Annotated in this window: 12 protein-coding genes; 9 read left to right on the top strand and 3 right to left on the bottom strand. The window is 59.2% G+C overall.

All coding sequences use genetic code 11. The annotated features are described in order from the left end of the window. Positions 1-659: 659 nt before the first annotated feature. The 9 genes from IVA98_RS07615 to IVA98_RS07575 all read left to right on the top strand — a co-directional run bounded on the left by IVA98_RS07615 (position 660) and on the right by IVA98_RS07575 (position 14,027). A complete protein-coding gene (locus IVA98_RS07615; RefSeq protein ID WP_247298818.1) occupies positions 660-3,491 on the top strand; it encodes an Ig-like domain-containing protein in 2,832 nt (943 codons plus the stop codon). Between the two features lie 1,111 nt (positions 3,492-4,602). Then, entirely contained in the window at positions 4,603-6,306 is a 1,704-nt protein-coding gene (locus tag IVA98_RS07610; protein ID WP_247298848.1) for a type I secretion system permease/ATPase, read from the top strand. After that, positions 6,303-7,616, top strand: coding sequence for an HlyD family type I secretion periplasmic adaptor subunit (locus tag IVA98_RS07605; protein ID WP_247298819.1), 1,314 nt, complete (start codon positions 6,303-6,305; stop codon positions 7,614-7,616). The genes IVA98_RS07610 and IVA98_RS07605 overlap by 4 nt, the downstream gene beginning before the upstream one ends. A 402-nt stretch (positions 7,617-8,018) precedes the next feature. Then, positions 8,019-8,879 (top strand): hypothetical protein, encoded by an 861-nt coding sequence (locus IVA98_RS07600; RefSeq protein ID WP_247354592.1) that lies wholly within the window; start codon positions 8,019-8,021, stop codon positions 8,877-8,879. After that, positions 8,857-9,318, top strand: a complete 462-nt coding sequence (locus tag IVA98_RS07595) for a hypothetical protein (protein ID WP_247298821.1) — start codon at positions 8,857-8,859, stop codon at positions 9,316-9,318. Before IVA98_RS07600 ends, IVA98_RS07595 begins: the two co-directional genes overlap by 23 nt. An 892-nt stretch (positions 9,319-10,210) precedes the next feature. Then, positions 10,211-11,452, top strand: a complete 1,242-nt coding sequence (locus IVA98_RS07590) for an NAD(P)-binding domain-containing protein (RefSeq protein WP_247298823.1) — start codon at positions 10,211-10,213, stop codon at positions 11,450-11,452. Beyond that, positions 11,449-12,693, top strand: a complete 1,245-nt coding sequence (locus tag IVA98_RS07585) for an ATP-grasp domain-containing protein (protein ID WP_247298824.1) — start codon at positions 11,449-11,451, stop codon at positions 12,691-12,693. The genes IVA98_RS07590 and IVA98_RS07585 overlap by 4 nt, the downstream gene beginning before the upstream one ends. 78 nt (positions 12,694-12,771) lie before the next feature. After that, a complete protein-coding gene (locus IVA98_RS07580) occupies positions 12,772-13,713 on the top strand; it encodes an alpha/beta hydrolase family protein (RefSeq protein WP_247354591.1) in 942 nt (313 codons plus the stop codon). Positions 13,714-13,787: 74 nt separating this feature from the next. Further along, positions 13,788-14,027 (top strand): hypothetical protein, encoded by a 240-nt coding sequence (locus tag IVA98_RS07575; RefSeq protein ID WP_247298828.1) that lies wholly within the window; start codon positions 13,788-13,790, stop codon positions 14,025-14,027. Positions 14,028-14,124: 97 nt separating this feature from the next. Here the strand turns inward: IVA98_RS07575 and IVA98_RS07570 are convergent, their stop codons facing one another. From IVA98_RS07570 to IVA98_RS07560, 3 genes are all read right to left on the bottom strand, one after another. Then, positions 14,125-19,818 carry a LamG-like jellyroll fold domain-containing protein gene (locus tag IVA98_RS07570; protein WP_247354590.1) on the bottom strand — a complete coding sequence of 1,898 codons (5,694 nt, stop codon included), beginning with the start codon at positions 19,816-19,818 and terminating at the stop codon, positions 14,125-14,127. A gap of 203 nt (positions 19,819-20,021) precedes the next feature. Continuing rightward, positions 20,022-22,040 (bottom strand): preprotein translocase subunit SecA, encoded by a 2,019-nt coding sequence (locus IVA98_RS07565; RefSeq protein ID WP_247354589.1) that lies wholly within the window; start codon positions 22,038-22,040, stop codon positions 20,022-20,024. 10 nt (positions 22,041-22,050) lie between these two features. Next, entirely contained in the window at positions 22,051-24,204 is a 2,154-nt protein-coding gene (locus tag IVA98_RS07560; protein ID WP_247298833.1) for a peptidase M50, read from the bottom strand. Positions 24,205-24,209 lie beyond the last annotated feature (5 nt).

The raw sequence follows: 24,209 nt of genomic DNA, 5'->3' as shown, positions 1-24,209 counted from the left end.
CAATATACGACAGACATTAAACTGCACTGATTATAATTCTTGTTGGGACAGAGGTCCATCTCGAATCTCCCGGCGCTAGATCGTTCCCGGTAAAAAAAGGATGCGGGATCTGCAACGAGAAGGCATCGCCTATCCGTTTCCGCAAGGCATATGCTCGAACGCGGCTCGCTTTGCCTTCAGCGGTAAAGGGGCTTTGCGTGATCTAAAAGCGATCGAATCAACGCGGAATGCGAGCGCGCTATTTCGCGCGGGTAATATTTAATTCGTGTCATTTAGTGCGTCGAGAGTGCATTCGCGCTGCGAATTAGATGCGAGATGTAACGGCAATATTGATCGTGAGAATCTTGGGGATGAAATCAAAGAAGGATCGCATCGGAGCCCATAAATGGTCAAAAAATCGCCTTGCGCCGAGTACCAAAACGCGAGCCGTTGGGGGCGTCGACTAGGGACTCACAGATATGAAACGATTCGATGCGCATCGACGTGATGCGAGCTTCGGCGGCCGTTTGCGGACAGCTGCTTTCAATCGGCCCGACGGCACCACGGCGCAACAAGTGATCGTGTGTTGTCTCTCGCGTCAGTGAATTCGGAGACTGCAATGCCCTATCAGCCCTGTGGGCTGATCATCTTCCAATCGGAACACAAGCCAAGAGGTAATCATGGCCCTGAATGACGGTTCTCTAAGTGCGTCCACCGGCGCACCGCAACTTCCCAATCTGTTGGACGGCTACGCCGTGCGGCCCTCTTGGGAGGTCGCCGGCGTTGATTACGCTGTGGGCGTACCCGCTGATACGCAGCTGAAAGACTGGCAGACTCTTAGTGGTCCTGGGATCACGATCAGCGGCAATATGGTTCGCATTGACGGTCAAGCCGGCGTGCATCTTGATGGCATCGATTTCTCAACGAACGGCGGTGCGTTCGTCTACCTGACGAATTCTCCCGATGCCGTCATAACCAATTGCAAATTCCAGGCGACGACGCCAACGAGCTTGATCGATGCTGGTCCTGGTTCGCCAAATCTGACGGTTGAGCACTGCACGCTGATCGGAGGTGCGGATGGCAGCGCGCTCATCTCGGGCAGTGGCAACGTCGTTGTCCAATATAATTGGATGAAGGATTTCCCGCAGCATGCGGTTGAGATCGGTGGCAGCACTGACCTCACCTATAAGTACAATCTAATCGAGAACGGCGGTACGGTTGCCGGCTCGCATCTGAACTACTTGCAACAGACCGGTAGCGGCGTCACGAACAAGATTGATATCGAATTCAATACCAGTTACGAAACGCCTTCAGCGGCGAGCGGCGAGGGTTACCAGTTCGATATCAACGATGGATCCAATTCCGGCACGCTGGTAGATCCGGTCTTTGCTTACAATACGATGATTTCGACGGGCGACACGGCCATGTCATACATGCTACATGGCAGCAGCAAGTATGCGTCTTCGAATGCCGCCGTCACGCCCATTAGCGGAACAGCGTTGGCGCACGACAATTTTTTCGATACGTCGGGCGCCTATGGCGCGTTCTACACCGGATCGATGGATGGCTGGTCGCTCTCCAACAACGTGGATATGCGCAGCGGCAAGGTCATAAGCGCCGACAACACCTTGTCGGGCACAGCGTCTACGACTCCGCCTGCGACGTCCACAGCGACGTCTCCGGCTGCGCCCACCATCGCTTCGTTCTCGACTGATAGCGGTGTGGCGGGCGATGGTGTGACGAACGACAATGCCCTCGAGCTCAAGGGTGCGGCTGCCGCTGGTAGCACCGTCAAGATCTACGACGGTTCGGCCCAGATCGGTTCGACGACTGCGACTTCGACCGGCACCTGGGACTACATCACCAAGGTCCTGACCGACGCCAAGCATACGCTTACCGCGACCGCGACCAACGCGTCGGGCCAGACCAGCGCGGCCTCGGCTGCGGTGGCTGTCACCGTCGACACGAAGGCACCAGCTGCGCCGACGATCGCGAGCGACACCGCCAACTCTGCCAATCAGGTGGTGGTGACGGGGACTGCCGAAGCGAACAGCGCGATCAAAGTGTATGACGGAACGACGCAGGTCGGGACGGCGACAACCAACTCGAGTGGCGCGTGGAGCGTCACGACGTCTGCGTTGTCGGCCGGTTCACATGCGCTGGCGGCGAAGGCCACTGACGTTGCGGGCAACGTCAGTGCTGCGTCGACGGTCGTGGATCCGGTCATTGGTTCTGGATCGTCGGGCTCCACCGGCTCGGGCACGTCCGGTTCGGCTACCCCGGGTATGGGCACGTCCGGTTCAGGCACCTCGGGTACAGGCACGTCCGGTACCGGCACCTCGGGTACGGGCACCTCCGGCTCCGGCACGTCGGGCGCGGGCACCACAGCGCCGGCCGCGCCGAAAATCGCCTCTTTCTCGACAGACAGCGGTGTCGCCGGTGATCACATCACCAACGACAAGACCCTGACCCTGGCGGGAACTGCGGCTGCCAACAGCACGGTCAAAGTGTTCGACGGCACGACCCAGCTCGGCACCGTCACGGCGGATGCGAACGGGGCGTGGCACTACTCGACTGCTGCGTTGTCTGACGGCAAGCACAGCCTCACTGCGACGGACACGGTTTCTGGCGTCACCAGCAAGGCATCGACTGCGGTGGATGTCACGGTGGATACCGCAGCTCCCGATGCTCCGGTTCTGCTCAGCGATGTGACCAGTCATCATCGTGCGACGGTGATCGGAACGGCCGAGGCGGGCAGCACCGTCAAGGTCTACGAGGGGACGACTCTGCTTGGCACGGGGGCGACAGGCGCCGATGGACATTTCAGTGTGACGACCTCTGGCCTCAAAACCGGATCTCACACGTTCGTCGCCTCGGCCACCGATGCAGCCGGCAACACTAGCGCCTTGTCGCAACCGATTGATCCGCCAATTGGCTCGCACGGCGGCAACAGCAGCTCGACCGTGGAACTCACCAATGTGCGTCCGCATTGGGATCACACCGCGACGATCAAGGGTACTGCCGATCCCAACAGCCAGATCAAGCTGTTTGACGGCACAACGTCGGTCGGTTCGGTCACTGCGAGCGACAACGGCAAGTGGAGCTTCCACACCTCCGATCTGTCGGGCAAGAGCCACGCCTTTACCGCGGAGCGGGTCGACACGACCGGCCACGTGGTTGGGACCAGCTCGGGCGAGGCGATCATCGGCACTGGCCGCAGCAATACGCTGACCGGCACCACGGGCAATGACATCATGGTCGGCAAAAGGGGGGCGGACACCTTCGAGTTTGCGTCGAACTTCGGCCACGACGTCATCAAGGACTTCGCTGCCCGCGGACCTGCTCACGACACGATCGCGTTCAGCAAGGGCGTGTTCGACAGCTTTGCGAGCGTTCTCTCCCACGCGGCCCAGTCAGGCCACGACGTCGTCATCGCGACGGGGAGCGACACGCTCACGCTAAAGAACACGCACCTCGACAAGCTGAACAGCCATGACTTCCATTTCGCGTAGTCACGTGTTCGGCGACACGGTGTAGCCACCAATCTGCGGTGCAGATCATGGAAGGCGGGGGATAGTCCCCGCCTTCTTTTGTTCTGGCTGCCTCTATTGTGATCTACGCGTGAGCGGCTTCGCGGCATTCGCGGGATCCACGCCCGGACAGATCGATGCGCGTGGCTTTAGCCGGTGACGCTTCGCGCGATGGTCATCCTCGGACCTGCCGCCACAAGCAACCGAGCGCCTCGGGTCGCTACACTTTCTTCGCTCCGATCAGACAGTTTTGTTCGACTCCAATCGCGATAAGGCCACTATACGCGGAAATAAATAAGTTAAATATGGTATAGGAGTCGGCCTCGCACTCAGATGGGCTCGCTGGGCGTTTAAGCAAACGATTTCTGTGGGCTGAGGCGGTGCCGCAATAGAAGCCTGTTGAGACTCGCTGTCCGGCATGACATCAGAGAAACTCGCGACGATTTAATCGAACGAAAATCGCGCGATTATTGCAGAACCGTGCCTTGATGTGCTGGTTAAAAAAACCTCAGCCCGGCCCCTATCCGGTCCCAAAAAAGCCCATGGCGACCGCCACCTGAGACCAAGCTGATTGACCTTGAGGTAGTGGATATAGGTCGCCACGACATCGCCCTCCGCGAACGGCTTCGTAGTGGAGTACGTGTCGAAGAAGCTGGGAGAGCAGATTAAATGGCGGGATGGCCATCATATCACTCTGATACCGGCAGGCGACACGCTCAAGTTGGCCAGGGCTCGGTGCGTAAATCGACCTGACTTCTACTTCGCGTAACAGTAGCTCGACGATAGGGAAATCAAACTCGGGACTGCCTTGGTGACCTTCTTGGGGATCGTCACACAAGGCGCGTTTTCAAGGGCGGGAGTCATGACAAACTTTGAACGGTGGGGGGTAATCCCTCTGCCAGCAAGCCGTTATCGGATCCAACTTTCGCGTTTGACGAGGTTTGGGGTAATCGCAAGACAGTGGGCGGAAGAGGCCGAACTGCGGACGCAAGGGCCGATCGCCTGGGCAAAGCACCTCGTCGAAGTCTTGCGGCTACGACTGTTCTCCGGTCTCCCGCGGCCGACCGGTGACTATGATGAGTCGCAGTCGGAGATGACGGTTTTCCTGCGGTCTTGCCGTCGGATATTCTGGGCTCTCGCGGCCTTCAGCGGTATGAGCAATCTCCTCATGCTCACCGGCTCGTTTTTCATGTTGCAGGTCTACGATCGGGTGCTGCCCGGGCGCAGCATACCGACGTTGATCGCCTTGATGGTTTTGGCTGCGGTGCTTTACCTGTTTCAGGGCGGGCTCGACCTCGTCAGGAGCAGGATCAGCGCCCGAGTCGGCCGGTATCTCGACGAAAAGCTCGGCGTTCGCATATTCGACGCGCTCGTTCGCCTGCCCTTGAAGACCAGGGCCGATGGCGATGGCTTGCAGCCGGTGCGGGATCTTGATCAGGTCCGCAGCTTCCTGTCGAGCGGAGGGCCGACGGCGCTGTTCGATCTGCCCTGGATGCCGATTTATCTCGGCGTTTGTTTTCTGTTTCACTTCTGGATCGGCCTCACTGCGCTGGCCGGCGCGCTGGTGCTTGTCGGCATTACGATGCTCACGGAAACCCGGACGCGGGGGCCGGCCAAGGCGTCCTCGCGCCTCGCAGTCTCCCGAACGGCACTGGCGCTCGAGGGCCGACGAAATGCCGAGGTTCTGCAGGCCATGGGCATGCGGCAGCAGGCGGCGCTGCGTTGGCGGGATGTCAATGCGAAGTATCTCGCGGCCCATGAGCGGGCCAGCGATGTCGCAAACGGGCTCGGGGGCGCCTCCAAGATCTTCCGAGCGATCCTGCAATCGCTGGTTCTTGCCGTCGGCGCAGTCCTCGTCATCAACCAGGAATCGACGGCCGGCATCATCATCGCCGGATCGATCCTCACCGCGCGGGCCTTGGCGCCTGTCGAAATGGCCATTGCGAACTGGAAAGGGTTCGTCGCTGCACGGCAATCGGGACAACGGCTCGATGCTTTACTGAAGCTTCTGCCCGGCGAGGAGGAGCGGCTGGCATTGCCTCCGCCTGTTGAAACTCTCACCGTCGAGCATCTCTATGTTGGCGCGCCAAACTCGGAGAGGCCCACCCTCAATGAAGTCTCGTTCCAACTGCGGAGCGGGCAGGCGGTTGGAATCATTGGGCCGAGCGGATCTGGCAAATCGACGCTGGCGCGTGCGCTGGTGGGGGTATGGCCCAGCATTCGAGGCCGGATACGGCTGGACAACGCCGCACTCGATCACTGGTCTTCTGACGCCCTCGGCAAGCATATCGGTTACCTGCCTCAGGACGTCGAATTGTTCGACGGCAGCATCGCGATGAACATTGCGCGTTTCGATCCGCAGGCGACAGCCGCCGCTGTTCTGGAAGCCGCGCATGCGGCGGGCGCGCACAATCTCATCCTTTCGCTTCCGGACGGCTACAGCACGAAGATTGGCGAGGGGGGATTGGCGCTGTCCGCCGGACAGCGGCAGCGTATCGGACTCGCACGTGCCTTCTACGGCAAACCCTTCCTGGTCGTGCTCGATGAGCCCTCCTCCAATCTCGATGCCGAGGGCGAGGAGGCGCTGACCGAGGCGATCCTGAACGTGCGCCGTCGTGGCGGGATTGTCGTTGTTGTCGCGCATCGTCCGAAGGCGCTTGAGGGCGTTGATCATGTCTTGTGCCTCGGTGAAGGCAGGGTTCAGTCCTTCGGCAAGAGAGAGGAAGTCCTGAAGAAAGTGTTGCGAACTCCTGTACCGCTCAAGGTGGTCGCGGACGCTCAAGGAGGCGGCCGATGAACGGCGAGGTGGTACCGGCGATGCAGTCCATCCAGCGTTACATGATCGTCGGTATGATCATGTTTGGTCTGGTGACATTTGGGATCGGTGGTTGGGCGACCACGAGCCAATTGTCGGGCGCCGTAATCGCGCAAGGGGTGGTCGTGGTGGATTCGAGCGTCAAGAAGGTTCAGCACGCCACTGGCGGGATCGTGGGGGAACTGCGCGTGCGCCAGGGCGATCGGGTCAATGCAGGCGACGTTTTGATTCGCCTCGACGAGACTCAGACGCTGGCGAATGCGACGATCGTCACGAACAGCATCGATGAGCTGCTCGCGCGACAGGCTCGCCTCGAGGCCGAGCGCGATGGTGCCGAGCAGGTCGTGTTTCCTAAGGTGCTGCTCGACCGGGCCAAGGAGAACAAGTCCGAGGCGAGCCGAGCAATTACCGCGGAGCGGAAGCTGTTTGACCTGCGTCGCCAGGCGAGGAGCGGCCAAAAGGCACAGCTGCAGGAGAAAAGCGCGCAGCTGGAAAATGAGATCAAGGGCTATACGGGTCAGACTGAAGCCAAGCAGAAGGAGGTCGATTTTATTCGCCAGGAGTTGGAAGGCGTGCGCAGCCTTTGGCAAAAGAATCTGGTGCCGATCACGCGGCTCAATTCCCTTGAGCGCGATGCCGCCCGTCTCGAAGGCGAACGCAGCCAGCTGGCTGGCATGATTGCTCAATCAAAGGGCAAGATCTCCGAAATCGGACTCCAGATCATTCAGATCGATCAGGACCTGCGGACGGAGGTCGGCAAGGACCTGATCGACACGCGCTCGAAACTCTCCGAGCTGGGCGAGCGCAAAACTGCGGCGGTTGACCAGTTGAACCGAATCGATATCAGGGCTCCACAATCCGGCCGTGTCCACGAGCTCAGCGTCCATACGGTTGGGGGGGTGATCTCTCCCGGCGAGCAGATCATGCTGATCGTACCTGATGCGGACTCGCTTGCGGTCGAAGTCAAGATCGCACCGAAGGATATCGACCAGGTCTATGTGGGGCAAATCGCGACAATGCGTTTCGCAGCGTTCAACCAGAAGACCACGCCCGAAATCGACGGAGAGGTCAGCATGGTCTCGGCAGACATCACGCAGGATCAACGCGCCGGCACGAGTTACTACACGGGCCGCGTCCTGCTGAAGCCGGAAGAGCTGGCGAAGCTCGGCTCTGCCAAGCTCCTGCCAGGCATGCCAGTCGAGGTCTTCATCAAGACGTCAGGTCGGACGGCGCTGTCCTATCTGCTTAAGCCGCTGCAGGATCAGGCGGGGCGGGCGTTCAAGGAGCGGTAGCGCATAGATTGCAGCTCTTATTGGATGGCTCTGTTCGGTTCGTTGCCTTTGCCGGCCCCGTGGGCTGGCCGGCATCTTAGCAACGCGCAAGCAGCGGGCTTCAAAGCCCGCTGCAGAGAAGTGAGTCCTCAGCGCACGACCGATCGGGCGTAACAGCACACGTTGTTCAACCGGATCAAGTTCAGGGCGAGCGGACAGGTGGCGTTTCAGGCTTGGGCCGGTTATAGCGACGGCTGCCAGGCCGGATTGCCGACACTCCCGCTATCCAAAAGGTGTGTCAGAAAAGCTGACCTTTCCGTTGAACTTATTGGAAGTCACCTGATCGAGTATTTTTCTCGTATTAAATACGACGTTGTCGTACGAGCATCCGACGGTTAAGCTCAATGCAGCGTGAGGCATTAAATGGCGACTGCATTTTCAAGCGAATTAATTAACCGCGGCTATACAACGCGAGTTTTAATGGAGCTGCCACGCGGCGAATTCTTCGCGAGCCTCTTCGTCCTCGGATGCGCAAATGGCCTCGCATCACGGATGCTTCAGTCGGTCAATCGGCTTGGATGGACCGATGCATTTTTCGGTACCTTCGAGATTAGCGTCATCATTTGGGTATCGTGCGCCGTAGGGGTGTATCTCGTTCTCCAGGACCGCACGATTGGAATTCGTCCGCGTGAGCTCGCGCTCGGGGCAGGTTTTCTAGTTTTGATCGTTCTGCCAATAGGCCCTTTGAGCTGGCTCGCAGTAACTTTTCTCAGCTTCTACACGATCACTTGTACGGACGTTCCATCGTCACGCCGCGGCGCTCTAATATTGCTGGCGACCACGGTGCCGATGCTCTGGAGCAGAATGCTGTTTCAGTTCTTCGCAAGCGCAATCTTGCAGATAGATGCATCACTTGTAGGCTGGATGTTACGTACCCCCCGGACCGGTGATATCGTTCAGTTCGCTGATGGCTCCGGAATCCTGGTGATTCTGCCAGCCTGCTCTTCGCTTGCGAACGTATCGCTTGCGTTGCTGTGCTGGGTTCTCGTGAGCCAATTGGTCTGCCACAAGAGGTCTGTTTATGATCCACTTTGGTGCCTCATGGCGTGCATTTCAGTAATAGCCGTGAATGTTACCCGCATGAGCTTCATGGGATTAAGCGAGTGGCACTACGCCACGTTCCACGGTGCGTTGGGCGAAGCCGTCAGCAGCACATTGATACTGAGCTTGATCGTCGGATTTTGTGTGCTGGGTGTCAGACGTGAACTCCTGCGTCGCATTTAGGTGGTGCATCGCCATTGTGCTCTTGCTCAGCCTTGGCTGGAAGGTCGCGATTCCGGCCGATAATCCGAGCTATCTCAAAGAGGAGCTGGTTAAGTTTCTTGAACGCAACCATTTCGATGTCGTTGTGAGCGAGGAATTCGTGAACTACACGCCGGTTATTCGAGCGACCACGGCGACCTGCCAGATGCAGGTGGCAAAATTGACGCCGGATGGGTCGAATCGGGACCTCATCCGCCATGTTGCCGCAGGCGCCGACCGCACGTTTGTGGTCTTTCGCGGCGGGGTCTATGTCGAACAACCGGTGTTCTGGACAGTCCTGGACTATCTCTGGTCGAGGTTTTTGCGCGAGCTCGGGTTGGCTACGCACCTTTCTCCCATTCTCCATGTGGCGCAAAGCTCATCGTGCACTGCAGAGCGACTTCCGTGGGGGACTCTTTAAATCCATGTTGACCGCAATTTAAAATAATGGTATTTAATTTATATATATTCGGAGTTTTTAAAGAGGAGTAGAATGATGACGTTGCCAGGATGGGTCCTTGCGATTTTCCTCATAATGGCTGCGGCGGTGCCCGCCGGTGTATATTTCACCGCAAGTTTCTTCTTCCCTCCCGATCAAAGTTACACGTACGTCGGGCAAGGAACGGCTCAAGGGGCACCGGGGCCCGCGGCCGGCGCTGGAATCGCCTTCGTGGCGGTAGCTTACGGCGTCTACCGGGTAATCAGGCGCCGCCGGCGCAAGCCGGAATAGTCCCAGTCTAGCAAGCGAGTCCTTCAGTATTTGAGCATGAGAATGACCGCCGCTGCTTTAGCGGATGGGCTCGCCTGCACAGATCAATGGCACATCAACAAATGAACATGCCCCAGCTTCATGTCCTGTAGCCTTGGAAGAAAGCTGCCGCTCTCAGGTGGAAGAATGGGACAATTAAACGTAGGGGCAATTCGGTGCTTGTTTGAAATAGGCATCGTCACATTGCGCAAGTTGCAATGGCCGATACGTCACATTTGCGAGGCTTGTCGTGTCGATCGAGTTCATTGGCGTTGAATGGGCTGGCGCGGGTCTCCTGGTCCACACGTCTATGAGCGTGGGACAGGTGCCTTGTAGAATTCCGCGCGACACAATTCACGATTCCGTTCCATTCGGACGCAATCGAACGGGAGATCCGCTCCGAGCGGCTCTCGTTTTTGCAAAAGCTCACTCTGGCTCTGCGCGCAAAACTGACTGTCGCGGGATCGAGCGAGCAGGTCGAATTGCTTCCCTCCGATACTTTCGATCGGCGATCAGCGCCGAAAGCGACTGAGGCTTGCAACGCCTCGAGCGAATTGGATACGTAATGGAAGTTGATGTTGCAATCATAGGCGCCGGTCCGTATGGCCTCTCATTGGCAGCCCATCTCAGAGCGGCGGGTGTTGATCATCGAATTTTCGGCCGCCCGATGGAAACGTGGCGTCATCACATGCCGGAGGGTATGCTGCTGAAGTCGGATGGCTTCGCTTCCAACCTCTACGATCCGGCGGGTGAGTATCCGCTGTCACGCTTTTGCAGCGAGTATTCGATCAAATATAGCGATGATCAAACGCCGGTTCGGCTGGAGACGTTCATCGACTATGGCCGTGCGTTTGGGGATCGCTTCTCCCCGAACCTGGAGGAAACGACTATTCACTCACTTCGGCGGCACGCCGAGGGCTTTGCATTTTGCCTCGAGAATGGAACTACCGTGCGAGCCCGTCGCATCGTTGCCGCAACCGGCATCGGACATTTCCGCTATGTACCGCCTCCGCTCAGCGCGCTTACTGCCAAGGTCGTTTCGCACAGTTACGATCATCGTGACCTCGGCCGCTTCGCGGGGCGGCGTGTTGCAGTGGTTGGGGGTGGAGCGTCGGCCATCGATATGGCGGCGCTGCTGAAACGGCAGGAATGCGATGTTACGCTGATCTGCCGCCGCGAAAAGCTGGTGTTCGCAAATCCGCCCCCGAGCAAGCGATCGCTCTGGCAACGCATCAGGCATCCTCGCTCTGGAATCGGACCGGGGCTGAAATCCCGGTTGTGCACCGACGCGCCGCTGCTCTTTCACTTAATGCCCGATGCATTCCGCGAGGAGGTCGTGCGTCGTCATCTCGGTCCCGCCGCTGGATGGCCCATGAGGCAGATGTTCGTTGACCACGTTCCGGCACTTTGCGGTTGCGAAGTTGTGGAAGCATCAGCCGTCGACCAGGGGGTACGTCTCGAACTGAGAAGGCCGAATGGCGAAACAGCCTGGGTGCATGCGGACCACGTCATCGCCGCGACTGGCTATCGCGTCGACATCCGGCGCCTCGATTACATGGATAGAACGTTGGTTGCGCAGCTGGCGCACGTAAACCAATCTCCGATGCTCTCGATGCGTTTTGAGTCGTCGGTAAAGGGGTTGTTTCTTATCGGACCGATCGCGGCGAATAGCTTCGGACCAATGATGCGCTTTGCGTTTGGCGCGGGCTTTGCCGCGCGGCGCCTTGCGCCAACGTTACGCCGACCGTCTCGTATCGAATTGCCAACCGGCAAGAAGTTGCGGGCCGACGCATGGGCGGGGAAATGATCCCGCAGGTCCTGCTTGCGCACAGCATGTTTTGGCCGAATGTCGCCCGGCTTGCGATTGCGTTTCGAAGAGCGGGATTTGCGGTGGATGCCGTTGCGCCGAAGGGACATCCGATTCATCGGATGCAATCCCCGAACCGTACATTCGAATATAGACCAACTTCGCCGTATAAATCGATAAAGGACAGTATCGCCGCATCCAGACCTGATCTTATAGTGCCCTGCGACGATCGCATCGTCGCACACCTGCATGGCATCTACGCAGAGGCGGCCTCAGCTTGCGATGGCGTCGCAGGTCGCGGCATCACGTCACTCATTGAAACCTCTCTTGGGTCACCCAACTTTTATGAGTTGGTTCGCCAACGTTCCTTCCTGACCAGCCTCGCGCAATTGCCTCACGTTCACGTACCTCCAACGGCAGCAATCGATAGCTTACATGACCTACAGGATTGGGTCCGTCAGCACGGACTTCCGGCAGTTCTGAAGCTCGACGGAAGCTCCGGCGGCAGCGACGTTCTCTTGCTCCGGAACAGGGGCGAAGTCGTGCCCGGGTTTCTTAGGATGAGACTTCGAAAGAGCTGGGTTCGTCGCATGAAATGGCTGCTGTACGACGGCGACGTTGAACCGTTCTTCACGGCCAGGAATTTTTCGACAGCCCAAGTGTCCGTACAGTCCTACGTTAAGGGGCGCCTTGCCAATTGCGCCGTCGCGTGCTGGCGCGGCAATGTTGTGGGTTGGGCTTCGGTCGAGGTCCTTCAATGCGGCCGCGCGTTCGGGGTGGCAAGCGTCGTTCGGCGTGTGAGGGGGGAACCGATGATCGCCGCTGCGCGCTCTATAGCGCGGCATCTTGAGTTGTCAGGCGTATTTGGGTTGGATTTCGTGCTGGATGAGGACAGTCAGGAAGCGAAGCTGATAGAGATCAATCCACGGGCTACTCAGATCAATCATTTTCCAGGCTACGACGGCCCCGACTTGCCGGCGGCCTTGTCTAGCGCGATCCGCAACGAACCTCTGGAGAATTTCAGTGTTCGGCAGTCGCCCGACGAGGTGGCACTCTTCCCGCAAGAGTGGAAGAGAGACCCGGGCAGCCAGTGGCTCGCAAGAGCCTTTCACGATGTGCCGTTTGAGGAGCCGGAGCTACTTCGGTTCTTTGGGTACAGCAGCAGTGAGAGATCGCCGTACCACTCTCATTGGACCGCACCCGAGCACACGCCGCGACCTGCAGGCGACCTGAGACACTAGTAGATAGGACGTCGTGGAAACGACATCACCGGTGTTGGATGGCGACTTCGCATCAATATCAAGGCAGGAGGTGCAGGATTGCGTATTGCTTCATGGCGGCTGGGAATCGCCACGATAGTGGGGCTGGCCGCGTTTAGCCTATGGTGGATTTCTGTCGTGAAGATTGCGCCGACGACCATCGAGCGTCGTACCGGGCCGATTGGGCTGCCGCATGGCACCTATAACCAGCAGCTTTGGTGGATTCCAGCACACTCGCACGGGGAAGCCTCCTTGCGGTTGCTCGAGACATTAGTCTATCGGCCGGCTGGAGTTGGTCCCTTTGCGCTTGTGGTCATCTATCACGGCAAGCCTGCCAGGAACTTTCAGGCTGTCAGGCCGGGTTTCGAGACCGCCGCGCAATGGTTCGTCGATCATGGCTTCGCGGTCGCGGTCCCCTTAAGGCAAGGCTACGGCCGCTCGCAAGGAACTGCGAACGATATGGTAGGATCTTGCGAGACGATGGACTATTTGGCAACTGCAAGAGCAGCAGCGCGGGACGCTGAGAGCGTGATTTCTTTCATGCAACAGCAAAGCTTCATTGACCCAAGGAGCGTCATCATCGTTGGACATTCACACGGGGGTTTTGGAGCGCTCGGCGTTGCGTCGGATGCGCCGAATGGAGTTGTGGGTATCATTAACTTTGCCGGGGGTACCGGCTCGTGGAAACACGAGCATTTCTGCAACGGGCGTGACAAGCTCATTGCCGCGTTAAGCCGGCTCGGGGCGGAAAACAAATTGCCGCAGATCTGGCTGTACGCACTTGACGATGAAACGTTTGGTCCGCCGTTGGCGAGAGAGATGTGGTCGGCATACAGCACCAACTCGCGCGCCAGAATCCTCTTCGTTGCCCTTCCAGCGACGGGGGAAGGGCACATGTTGTTTCCTAATGGTAACACAGCGGTTTGGGGATCTACGGTACAGCAATTCCTTGTGCAACTTGACGTACGAGCAGCTGTTCCAAGGCCTCGCGTAGCTGATTAGCAAAGCCGTTTGCGACGCGCGCTCCACGTAGCGCCGTAGCTAGCGCGCGGGTCGCCGATTATTTTTCGGTAAGGTTGGTCTTCGCCCTGCCGTTCATTGACGCGCCTGCGCAAGCCTGCAATGGCAACGGGAATTGCGACGGCGCCCCCGGCCGGGTCAGGGGAGCTCCCGGCGCGATTGCCGGCGCGGGGCTTCCGATCCTCGCCATTGGCTATGGCGTGTTTTGGGTGATCAGGCGCCGCCGTAAGACGAAACTGACATTCACAACGAACCTGTTTGAGCTGTTCGTCGATTATCCGACGCTTAAGGAATGAGGAATGCAGGTCCGCCTGAGCTGCCGACTGAGGCATAGCTGGGCGCGTCAGCTCAGGGCGTTGCTGCACATGACGTCTTGAGGCTGTGGCATCTAGACTAACCCACGGCCTTGAAGGTCGCGACCTGCATCACCCATGCCGCAGAGCCCTGGAGAGATGCTGTCGCACTGTAGCTACCCGTTGCGGTTACGAACCGGTCCTGGGCAATATCAAGGTCAGGCGTTGTAATGACACGCGTGGTAAAGCCGCTGCCTGCCGCAGTGAACCCACCCGTCGTCGTTCCGGCACCAAAAATGAGCTCATGCGCGGTGGAGGTCGTTACCGCCCCGGTACTGGCTGAACTGCTGGTGTCTGCCGCCGAGGCCCCGACATCGAAGGGATTGCTGAGAGCGAGACCGCTGTACTCCAGAGCGCGAATGTCCACGTATTGAGTCGCAGTGTTGAAGGTCACTGTCACGGTGTTGGCGCCGGCGGCGGCTTGCTTGATATTCGGGGCGTAGTAGATGGCCTGGCTGATACCGCTGCCTCGCGCTGTCGAGACGGCGAGCTGATAGGCATTGCCGGCCGAGTCCGTGACGGACGTGATATTCGATGTCGTGTTATTCCATCCGATCACGAGGATGTTCGTATTCCCTGTCGTCTGCGCGTTCGTGTAGGCGACCGATACCTGGGTCTGGTTGGTTTGCGGGGTGGCGGAAGTCATCTGGACGAATGCTAACGGTGCGGCGGTCGTAACGGCATTATAAGTCGCAGTATAGGTCGCACCGCCGACGGGGGCTGTGATGATGTGATCTTGAGTGCCGCTATCCGACCACGATGCGAAGTTGTAGGTCGTGCTTCCGACGGTCGCGTTGCGCGCTTCGATCTCATGATTGAAGCCGATCAACGTGTCATAGGTGAACGGCGTCGTGCGCGCGATGCCGTCCAGATACAGTGTTAATCCGGCAGGCGACGTGTTGAAATTGAGATTGACCTTATCGGGGAAGATCGTGACGGATTGGCTCGACTGCAGCCCGCTGGAATCGGTCACGGTCAGCGTTATTCGATACCGCGTGAATCCGCTGAAATCGTGCCCGGAGGTCGGGATCGTGAACGTGCCGCTGGTCACGCCGGTGATAGGAATACCCGGATGAACATGACCTTCGTGGAGGAAATCGATATTCCAGGTATAGGCACTTGCGGGGAGTGTACCATCTTCGGCATCCGTCGCGGTGCCGCTGAATGTGATCACGTTGCCGGCCCTGAAGGTCGCGCCATCGGTTGGCGCAAGGAGGCTGACAACGGGACTATTGCCGACGCTGATTGCGATCGGAGTCGACAGCGTGGAATTGACCCCGTCGGAGACCGTCAGCCGGGCCTGATACGGGCCCGCGACCGTATATGTGTGTGACGGGTCGGCCGCGGTGGAAGTCGCGCCGTCACCGAAGTTCCACGAATAGCTGAGAGGCTTTCCTTCCGGATCAGATGAACCGTTGCTGGAGAAATTGACGGTGAGCGGGCTGGGCCCTTTCGTTGGTGATGCCGAAGCCGTCGCTACCGGGGGCAGATCCGATTGAATGAAGTCGATGCGGCGGATTTTGCTTACGCCGAATGTAGCACTGATATCGGAATAGCCGAGATCGACATAGTAGAGCGCGCCATCGGGGCCTTCGGTCAAATAGACAATGTCGCCGTAGGGGCCATCTACCGAGCCGTCGGCTGGCTCGAAGTTGAAGACGCCGGTGACGTTTCCGTTGGCGTCGAAGGTCAGGCGCTTGATCCAGTTCTGAGTGTAATCCGCGAAAAAGAAGCTGCCCTGATAGCTGCTTGGGAATTGTGTGCCGTGATAAACAAACCCGGCTACGACTGCCGCGTCGCGGCCATTGTGCGGATAGTAGTAAGCCGGTGCAGTGTAGGCGGGATCGCCGTTCGGAGTTTCTACATTCGGCCAGCCGTAATTGGCGCCTTTCGCTCCGATGTTGATTTCTTCGATCGCAGTTGAGTAGACGTTCCCGCCAACATCGCCAATGATCAACCTTCCTGTGGGCGCGTCGTAGTAGGCGCGGAAGGGGTTGCGCAGACCAAGCGCCCATACCGCATCGTAGTTCGGTCCGTTGCCATCATAGAATGGATTGTCCGTGGGAACGGTGCCGTCCATATTGTACCGAAGGATCTTGCCGCGCGGCTTCGTGAGGTCTTGCGCTTCGCCGGCCTGGAAATGCTCCCCGGTCGTGAGCAGAATCTTGCCGTCGTTGCTGAAGTTGATCGCACCGCCGTGGTGCTCGGCATTGGCAATTTCGGTATCCTGATAGATGACGAACTCGCTGCCGGCGACGGTGCCCGTTAGCGCTGCGTTCGCCGTAAAGCGCGAGAAGCGATCCACGTTCGGTGTGCCCAGCGTATAGAAGATGTAGTAGTAATGATTGGTGTTGAAGTTGGGGTCGAGTGCAATGTCATAGATGCCTTGCTGTACGCCGGCCGAGCCGATGTTGGTGAGTTGCAGGAAAGGCGTTGGATCGGGCGTGGTATAGGGCGGCGGCAATATCTTGATCGTGCCCGCAAGTTCCACCACCAGCATGCGGCCGTCGGGCAGGAATTTGATCGCGGTCGGCAGATTGAATCCCGTCGCCAAGACGTCGTTCTGGAAAAAGCTGCTGTTCGCCACGTTGACGGTTATCGGTGCAGACAACGTCGCATGGCCGTCTATGTCGGTCGCCATCGCTGTGACAGTGTGCGCGCCATTGCTTGCCGTGCGCGTGTCCCACGAAAGAGCGTAAGGATTGGTCGTATCGGGAGAGCCGGTTGCCACATTGTCGATATAGAACTGCACATTGGCGATGCCGGTGTCGTCGGTTGCATCTGCAGTCACGTTCACGATGCCGCTAACTTGCGCTCCATTGATTGGGGAATTTATCAAGACCTGCGGTGATCCAGCGGTCGGGTTGCCGACAGGCGTCGTCATGTCCGATTGCACTTGGGCAGAAGTCAGCGCGCGGTTGTATATCCGCAGATCGTCGAGCGATCCCTTGTAGAATTGCGCCGTCGAGGCATCCGCTCCGATGCGCATAGGATTTCCGCGCGCCGTGATCGTTGCCGACAGCGCCTGCGTGTTGACGAGGGTTCCGTTCACGTAGGTCTTGACCTGCGCACCATCGAAGGTGATGGCAAGGTGGGACCACTGGCTGAATGGCAAAGTGGTTCCTCCGGCGGCGACGCGCGCGCCGCTGGACGTCCCGATATAGAAATCGGTCTGATTGCCGCCGCGCAGTTCGAGTCCATATTGGTAGTAGGGCGACGACATAGTGGTATTCCAGAACTTGCCGATAACGACGCAATCGCCGCTCGCGAGCGGCTGGGGATTGATCCACATTGACAGTGTAAGGGCACTACCGGAGATGTTGGTCGAGGCAGAATTTGGAATAGAGATGTAGTCATTCACTCCGTCAAAGCTCGCGGCCTGGCCATGCTTGCCGGCCACCCAGGCAACGCCGTTGTTGAGTGTCGCTAGGTTTACCTGCCCTGAGGAATCGGCCGCAGTCGTTCCGGATCCTTCATCGAAGGAATAGGCAGCAACCAGACCCGGCGTTTGAGTGTTTGACACCGTGATGCTGACGGGCAGCGAGTCGCCGGCATTTCCGGAGGTATCCCGTGCGCGCGCTGTGATCGTGTGGACGCCATTCGTGACCGTGGTCGTGTCCCAGCTGACGCTGTAGGGAGAGGTCGTGTCTTCTCCTCCACCGACCGCGACATTGTCCACCAGGAAGGTCACGCCCGCCACCCCGGCATTGTCGGACGCATCGGCGCTAATGGTGATCGTACCTGAGACGGTGGCTGAACCCGTCGGCGCCGTGATCGTCGCCGTGGGCAGCGTCGTATCGGACGTCAGCGTCGTGGCGCTGGCCGACGCGGATTGTCCGGAGAGGTTCGCCACAGCGTCTCTCGCCTGCACGGTGTAAGTGTAGGACGTGCCCGGCGACAGGCCGGTATCGCTAAACGTGGTCGTCGTCGGAGTGCCGACTTGCGCACCATTGCGGAAGACCTGATAGCCGGTGACGGCGACGTTGTCGGTCGACGCATTCCATGAAAGATTGATCTGCGTTGTCGAAACGGCGGTCGCCGTGAGGCCCGTAGGAGTCGATGGCGGCGTGGTGTCCTGGGTGGCAGCCGTCGTGAACGTAGCGTTTGAGCCGATCCTTTCGTTCCCGGCTGCGTCAATCGAACGGACGCGGTAATTGTAAGTGGTGTTGGGAGCAAGGCCGGTTAGCCCAACGCTGTGTGCCGTCACCAGGGTCGCATCAAGCGCCGTCGAGGATCCGTAACTGGTCGTCAGCCCATACTCGACCCGCGAAGTCGCGGCCTCATTGGTTGTCCAGGTGACTCGTGCGGTGCTGCTGGTAATGTTCGTTGCTGTCTGCCCGGAGATCGTTGGCGCGGTCGCGTCAAGCACGATGGTATCGGTCGCCGCCGCGGACCAGTTGCCCGCGGCGTCCTTGAACTGGACATAGACCGTCTTGGTGCCTGTTGTGTTCGACAACGTCCAGGCCTTGGTCGGGGCGAAGGCTTCCGCCGTCGAGTACGAACTGCCGTTGTTGGAGAAGCGCATCTGCTTGACGGAAGTCACTGCATCGGCCGCAGTGAGCGTAAGCGTGACCGAAGTGCTATTGGTCGCCGCGGCGCCGCCGTTGATCGCCACCGTGCCCGTTGGTGCTTGATTGTCGACCGTAACGTTGACCAGCGTCGAGGTGGTTGCGTTGTTGGCGGCATCGCGTGCCTGCGCGGTCAGCGCATGAGAGCCGTTCGATGCCGTGGTCGTGGTCCACGAGACACCGTACGGCGAGGTGGTATCTTCCGTGCCGATCAGGGTATTGCCATCGAGTAAAAACTTGACGCCGATAACGCCAACATTGTCCGACGCGCTCGCTGCAAGGCTCACTGTTCCGGATACGATCGGGGCCGGAGGCGTGAGTGACACGGTCGGAGGCGTCGTGTCCGCCGTTCCGGCGAGAGGCGTTGCCATGTCGGTCTGGATCTGCGCCTGAGTGAGCGCATGGTCGGCGATGCGCACGTCATCGATGCGGCCTGGAAATTCGAAGCCGGTACTGCCGGCCCGGCGGCCAATGTTTACATTGGCGGTGGAATTTTGCTGGGAATTGGTGACCGTGCCCAGCAGCTGACCATTGTCAAGGACGCCGTTAAGATAAACGTCTATGGTCTGGTTCGCAGCGTTATAGACGCCCGCGATGTGGTACCAGGTGTTGAGTTGCAGCGGCGTCGCGCCATAGCGGAACATCGGCTGGCCGGCACTGTTGGTGAGCTTGAACCCGATGGTGCGGGGACCGGTATCGGCGGTGATATCGAGCTGATATCCGGACTCGCTCGATGTTCGCTTAGACACGACCGCGGCATCATCGGAGGGGAACGCACTGACGTAAACCCACGCACCGACCGTCATGCTGCCCGTGAATTGCAGCGCAGTCGGATTGCCGAGATTGACGAAGTCATTGATGCCATCGAGTGCGACCGCATTGCCATATCGTCCGGTTGTGAAGGTCGGACCGTTCGTGAGCGTGCCGACGATGCCGTGGCCGGATGCATCTGCCGTTGTGGTGCCCGAGACCTCGCTGAAGGCGTAGCCGGCCGTGATGCCGAGCGGGTCTGCGGCAAGCAGCAGGCGCGATTCGAGGGTCTCGAAGATCAGTGGCGAATGGCTAGCATCGCGGTTGCCATCGACGATCGGCTTGCGATCGCTCCTCGCGTTGCTGTGAACGATCCGTCGTGCCAGATGGCTGAAAAGGCCCCGGGAACCCGACATCGTTGTCTCCGAATGCCAGAACCGAAATCGCTGCTGGATAATGGTGTTCGATAATGGATAAATTAATGCGCCAATTAATAGCACAACGCGACGGCTTGGCTACGGATTTATTAATCAAAATATAAATAATAATATTTGTGTACGTGTCGGATGAGCGAGATTGCGGGAGTTTCCTGGGGAAGTAGTTCGCGTAAAGCGAACCATCATTCGGTCCCGGCGAAGCTGAGAATTCTGTTGAAACGAAGATCTTCGGCAAGGGCGGTCCGTCTGGCTCGCCCGTGAAGACGCTCGGCCGCGTGTTGGCCATAGCTGCGTAATGCGCGTCCTAATGCTCCTTGAATTGGCTGCGTTCGTTTCGATCGTTTGCCCAATAACCGAAGAAGCTTTGGATTCATAAAGCGTCTGAAAAGCTCATCATCGAGCGCGACGATCGTTTCGTAGCTACCGGGGTCACCCTGGCGGCCGGCGCGCCCAAAGAGTTGGCGGTCGATGCGGCGGGACTCGTGATATTCGGTTAGGATGACATGCAAGCCGCCTCGGCTCCGGACCGCAGGATGTAGTTGTATGTCAGTGCCGCGGCCCGCCATGTTGGTAGCGACGGTAATGCGGCCCGGTTGACCCGCGCTCGCAATGATCTCGGCCTCTGCGTGGTCCTGTCGCGCGTTAAGAACCACGGGTTCGAGTCCCGATCTGCTAAGCAACTGCGAAATTTGCTCAGAGGCTTCAACCGAGCGGGTCCCGACGAGCACGGCGCGACCTTTGCGAACGATATCGTGAACTGAATCGACCACGGCCTCCCATTTGAGGTTGGCCGTCCGAAACAAGCGTGTGCCGGCGTTCGCTCGTCGCAATGGCCGGTTTGTTGGGATCCTTGCAACGCGGAGGCCATAGACGCCGTATAGTTCCCCTGCCGGCTCGGTCGCCGTCCCGGACATGCCGCAAAGATGCATGTAGCGCCGAAAGAAGCGTTGATAGGTGATTTGCGCAAGGGTGGTGCGCCGCTCCGTGATGGTGCAATGTTCCTTGGCTTCGATGAGCTGGTGGATGCCGCCTTCCCACGACCGGTCCGGCATGATGCGCCCGGTATACTCGTCGACGATCTGCACCTTGCCATCAGCGACGATATACTGGACGTCGCGTCGGTAGAGATGAAGTGCGGCAAGCGCATGCTGCGCGAGTTCTTCGCGCGCGCGCCGGATTGCCCATAGTCCTGGCAGTCCTGCAGCGAGCTGAGCGATCCGGCTTTCGCCGCGGGTGGTCAGCCGCACCGACTTTTCGTTTGCGCGCACATGAAAGTCGTCGCCGGACACCAGGCGTCGAGCGAGATCTAGTGCGGTCTCGTGCAGGCCTCCGGCGTTCTCGGGCCCTTCTTGCGTTCCGGAGAGGATCAATGGCACCCGGGCCTCATCGATCAGGACGCTGTCAGCCTCGTCTACGATCGCGAAATGCAGACCACGCAAAAGTGGTGATTGATGGTGGCTAGCAAGTCTGCTGTTGAATATTGTGTCGAGAGAAAGCCGAGAACGGGCACGGCGGGGGCCGAGCGCGAGCCGATCGCGGAGATAGTCGAACACAAGCTCCTTGTTGGTACAATAGGTGACGTCACTTGCGTAGGCTCTTTGCCGCTCCCGCTGCGACTGCCCGTGCTCGACGAGCCCGACCGTGAGATCGAGCGCATTGTAGATGGGTGCGAGCTGTTCGGCGTCGCGGCGCGCGAGATAGTCGTTGACCGTGATGATATGAACCGGACGCCCCATGAGTGCGGCGGTGATCGCCGGCAGCAGCGCCGTCAAAGTCTTGCCTTCACCGGTTTCCATTTCGGCGACCGCGCCTCCCATCATGGCAGCGCCGCCGAGCAATTGAACCGGAAAGAGACGCATCCCGACGTGACGACGCGCCGCCTCGCGCGCAAGCGCAAACGAACGCGCCATTTGATGCGAGTAGAGGGGAGTTGACAGCAATGATGCGCGCAGCTCCTCCGCAGTTTTGCGCAAACGCTGGTTCGTCAGAACAGCGAACTGCGGTTCCAGATCGCCGACCAACCGGACAAAGCGCACGAGGCGGTCTCGCGCGATGGCCGGCTGCAGGAAGGGCAAGAGCCGGCCCCAAGCGTCGAGCAGGGCAGCATCGAGTCCAATCTCTCGGCGAGCGGCTTGCTCTGCATAGGGTGCGTCCACCGCCACCGAGGCAAGGCCGACGAAGTTTCGGTTGCGCTTGAGCATACGGATGCCCTTAGACCTGCAGCTGGGACAGCAGTAATTGTCGTAGACGGCGCCAGATCTGTTGGCCCGGCGGCTCCCAGTTGAAGTTGAAGCGGACATAGGCGCGACCGCCGAATGCGGTGGCCGCCGGTGCATTTTCGGGCAGTACAAGATCAATTTGGAAGACGCGTTGCAGCGTCTTTACGCCTTCGGGATCGCCTGGATCGACGGTGAAAGCGCCGCCGCCGGCGCCCCCCAAAGCCCTGCTGGGAAGGACGTCACGGCCTGCCGGTATTTCGCGAATGGATTCAACGGGCAACGTCTCATCAGGGCGTTCTGCGAGTTTAACTTCGGCGCTCTGCAGCCGATGGCGAACGAGGTCGATGTCGTCCTGACGGATTGTTGCACGCACGATGCGTGAACCGGGAGTAAGTACGTAGCCGATCTGTTGCCCTTCCCGCAGGAAGCGTCCCGGCAGATCCTGTGGTTTCATAACAGCAAAGGTGCCCTCGCTGCGGCTGCGCACGATGAGGCGCGCGGCGCGATCGGTCACGCTCGCGAGCTCGGCGCGTACCTGCCCCAGTTCCGTCGTAGTGATCTCCGCGCTCGCGCGGTCAGTAAAGCGCTCGATCGCAAGCCTCGCCTCGAGTTCGGCGACGCGTGCGCGGAGAATTGCGAGTTCGCTCTTGAGTGTTGATTCTTCGCTTTCGACCAGCGCTTCTCCGGCTGTGACGCTCATGCCCGGATGGACCAGAAGCGCGCGCGCGAAGCCGTCGGTTCGCGCGCGCACGATTGCATTCTCCGGCAACCAGACGACGCCTTCCGTCGTGGTGTAAGAAGGGACCGGAATTAGGAAAAGCATCAACCCGGTGGCCAGAATCATGCCGAAGGTCGCCGCCACGGCGCGGCCGCGATTGCGATGAAGGCTCGGGCTCGCGAGCACGAACCACAGGGCCTTGCCGATCGGCAGCGCAACCCCTGTTAGCAGGCTCCAGACGGCGATCGAGACGCCGAGGGCGAGATACTGCGAGGCGAGGAACATAGCGATCGCGAGCATCACGACCTGCCGGTAAAGGAAAGCAGTCGGTGCGTACAAAAGGAGCCAGACTCGTTCGCCAGTCGTGGCTACGAAATCCTTAGATCCATCCGCTCGAAACGCGTAGCGATTAATAATGTAGCTCCAGTACCTGGTAGCACGCTGCGCCAGGTTCGGAATTTCCAGCAGATCCGCGAGAATGTAGTAGCCGTCATATCGCAGGAGTGGATTGCCGTTGTATACCACGGTCGAGACACCAGCCACGGCCAGTGCGTCGAATGCGAGCGCGCGAACAAGTCCAGCCTCAACGGTAAGCCATACGTAAAGCGCGAGCGCAGCGAAGAACACTTCGACAATCATTCCGGCCGTGCCGACAAGAGCGCGCCTCCACTTGCTGCGGAATGCCGATGCGGCAGAGGCGTCGACATAGGGCAACGGGGCGAACACCAGGATCATGACTCCGAATTCGGGTACTGTTCCTCCGAACGCCGTGACCGCAAATCCGTGCCCAAATTCATGCAAGGTCTTGAGCAGGAGATAAACCAGCGCGAGCGACAGAAGGTTGTCGGTGGCTAGGATTCGGTCGGAGGCGTCGGCTGTTAATTCCTGCCAGTGTTGTGCCGCGAACAGAGGCGCCGGCAACACCACCAGTAGCCACAGCAAGGCACCCGGCAACCCGAATAACCATTCTGCAAGCGGCCGGGTATGCTCGAAAAACCTGACTGGATGCCAGAGCGGCATCCGCAGGGCCAGCGGGTAGATCACGTTGCCGAGCCACCTGGAGCGTCTAGCTTTCGCGGCACGTGCGACCAGCGCACTTGCATCCGGAGTCACTTCCGTTTGTAACAGGTCAAAAGCGCTGAGTTCGGCCAACAATTGGATGGCCTCGCTCTGGCTCGGCGCCTCCTCTGCAAGAGCGGATCCGACCTCGTGCCAGATTTGGTCAACCGTTCGCACGCCGTCCATCGCAGCCACGATCATGTAGCCGGCGGGCGACAAGCGGTGCATGCGGCCGGTCGCGTGATCCTGCACGACGTACCAAATGCAGCCCCGATACCGATGTCGGTGCACCGAGGTGTGGTCGCGAAGCTTCGGCCTGCGTTGCGCGACGCGATACCAGGACGAGCTTAGAAACGGGGCTGCGGTCATATTGC

Source organism: Bradyrhizobium sp. 160, from assembly GCF_023073735.1.
GTDB lineage: Bacteria > Pseudomonadota > Alphaproteobacteria > Rhizobiales > Xanthobacteraceae > Bradyrhizobium.
This window is presented reverse-complemented; position numbering and strand designations above follow the sequence as displayed.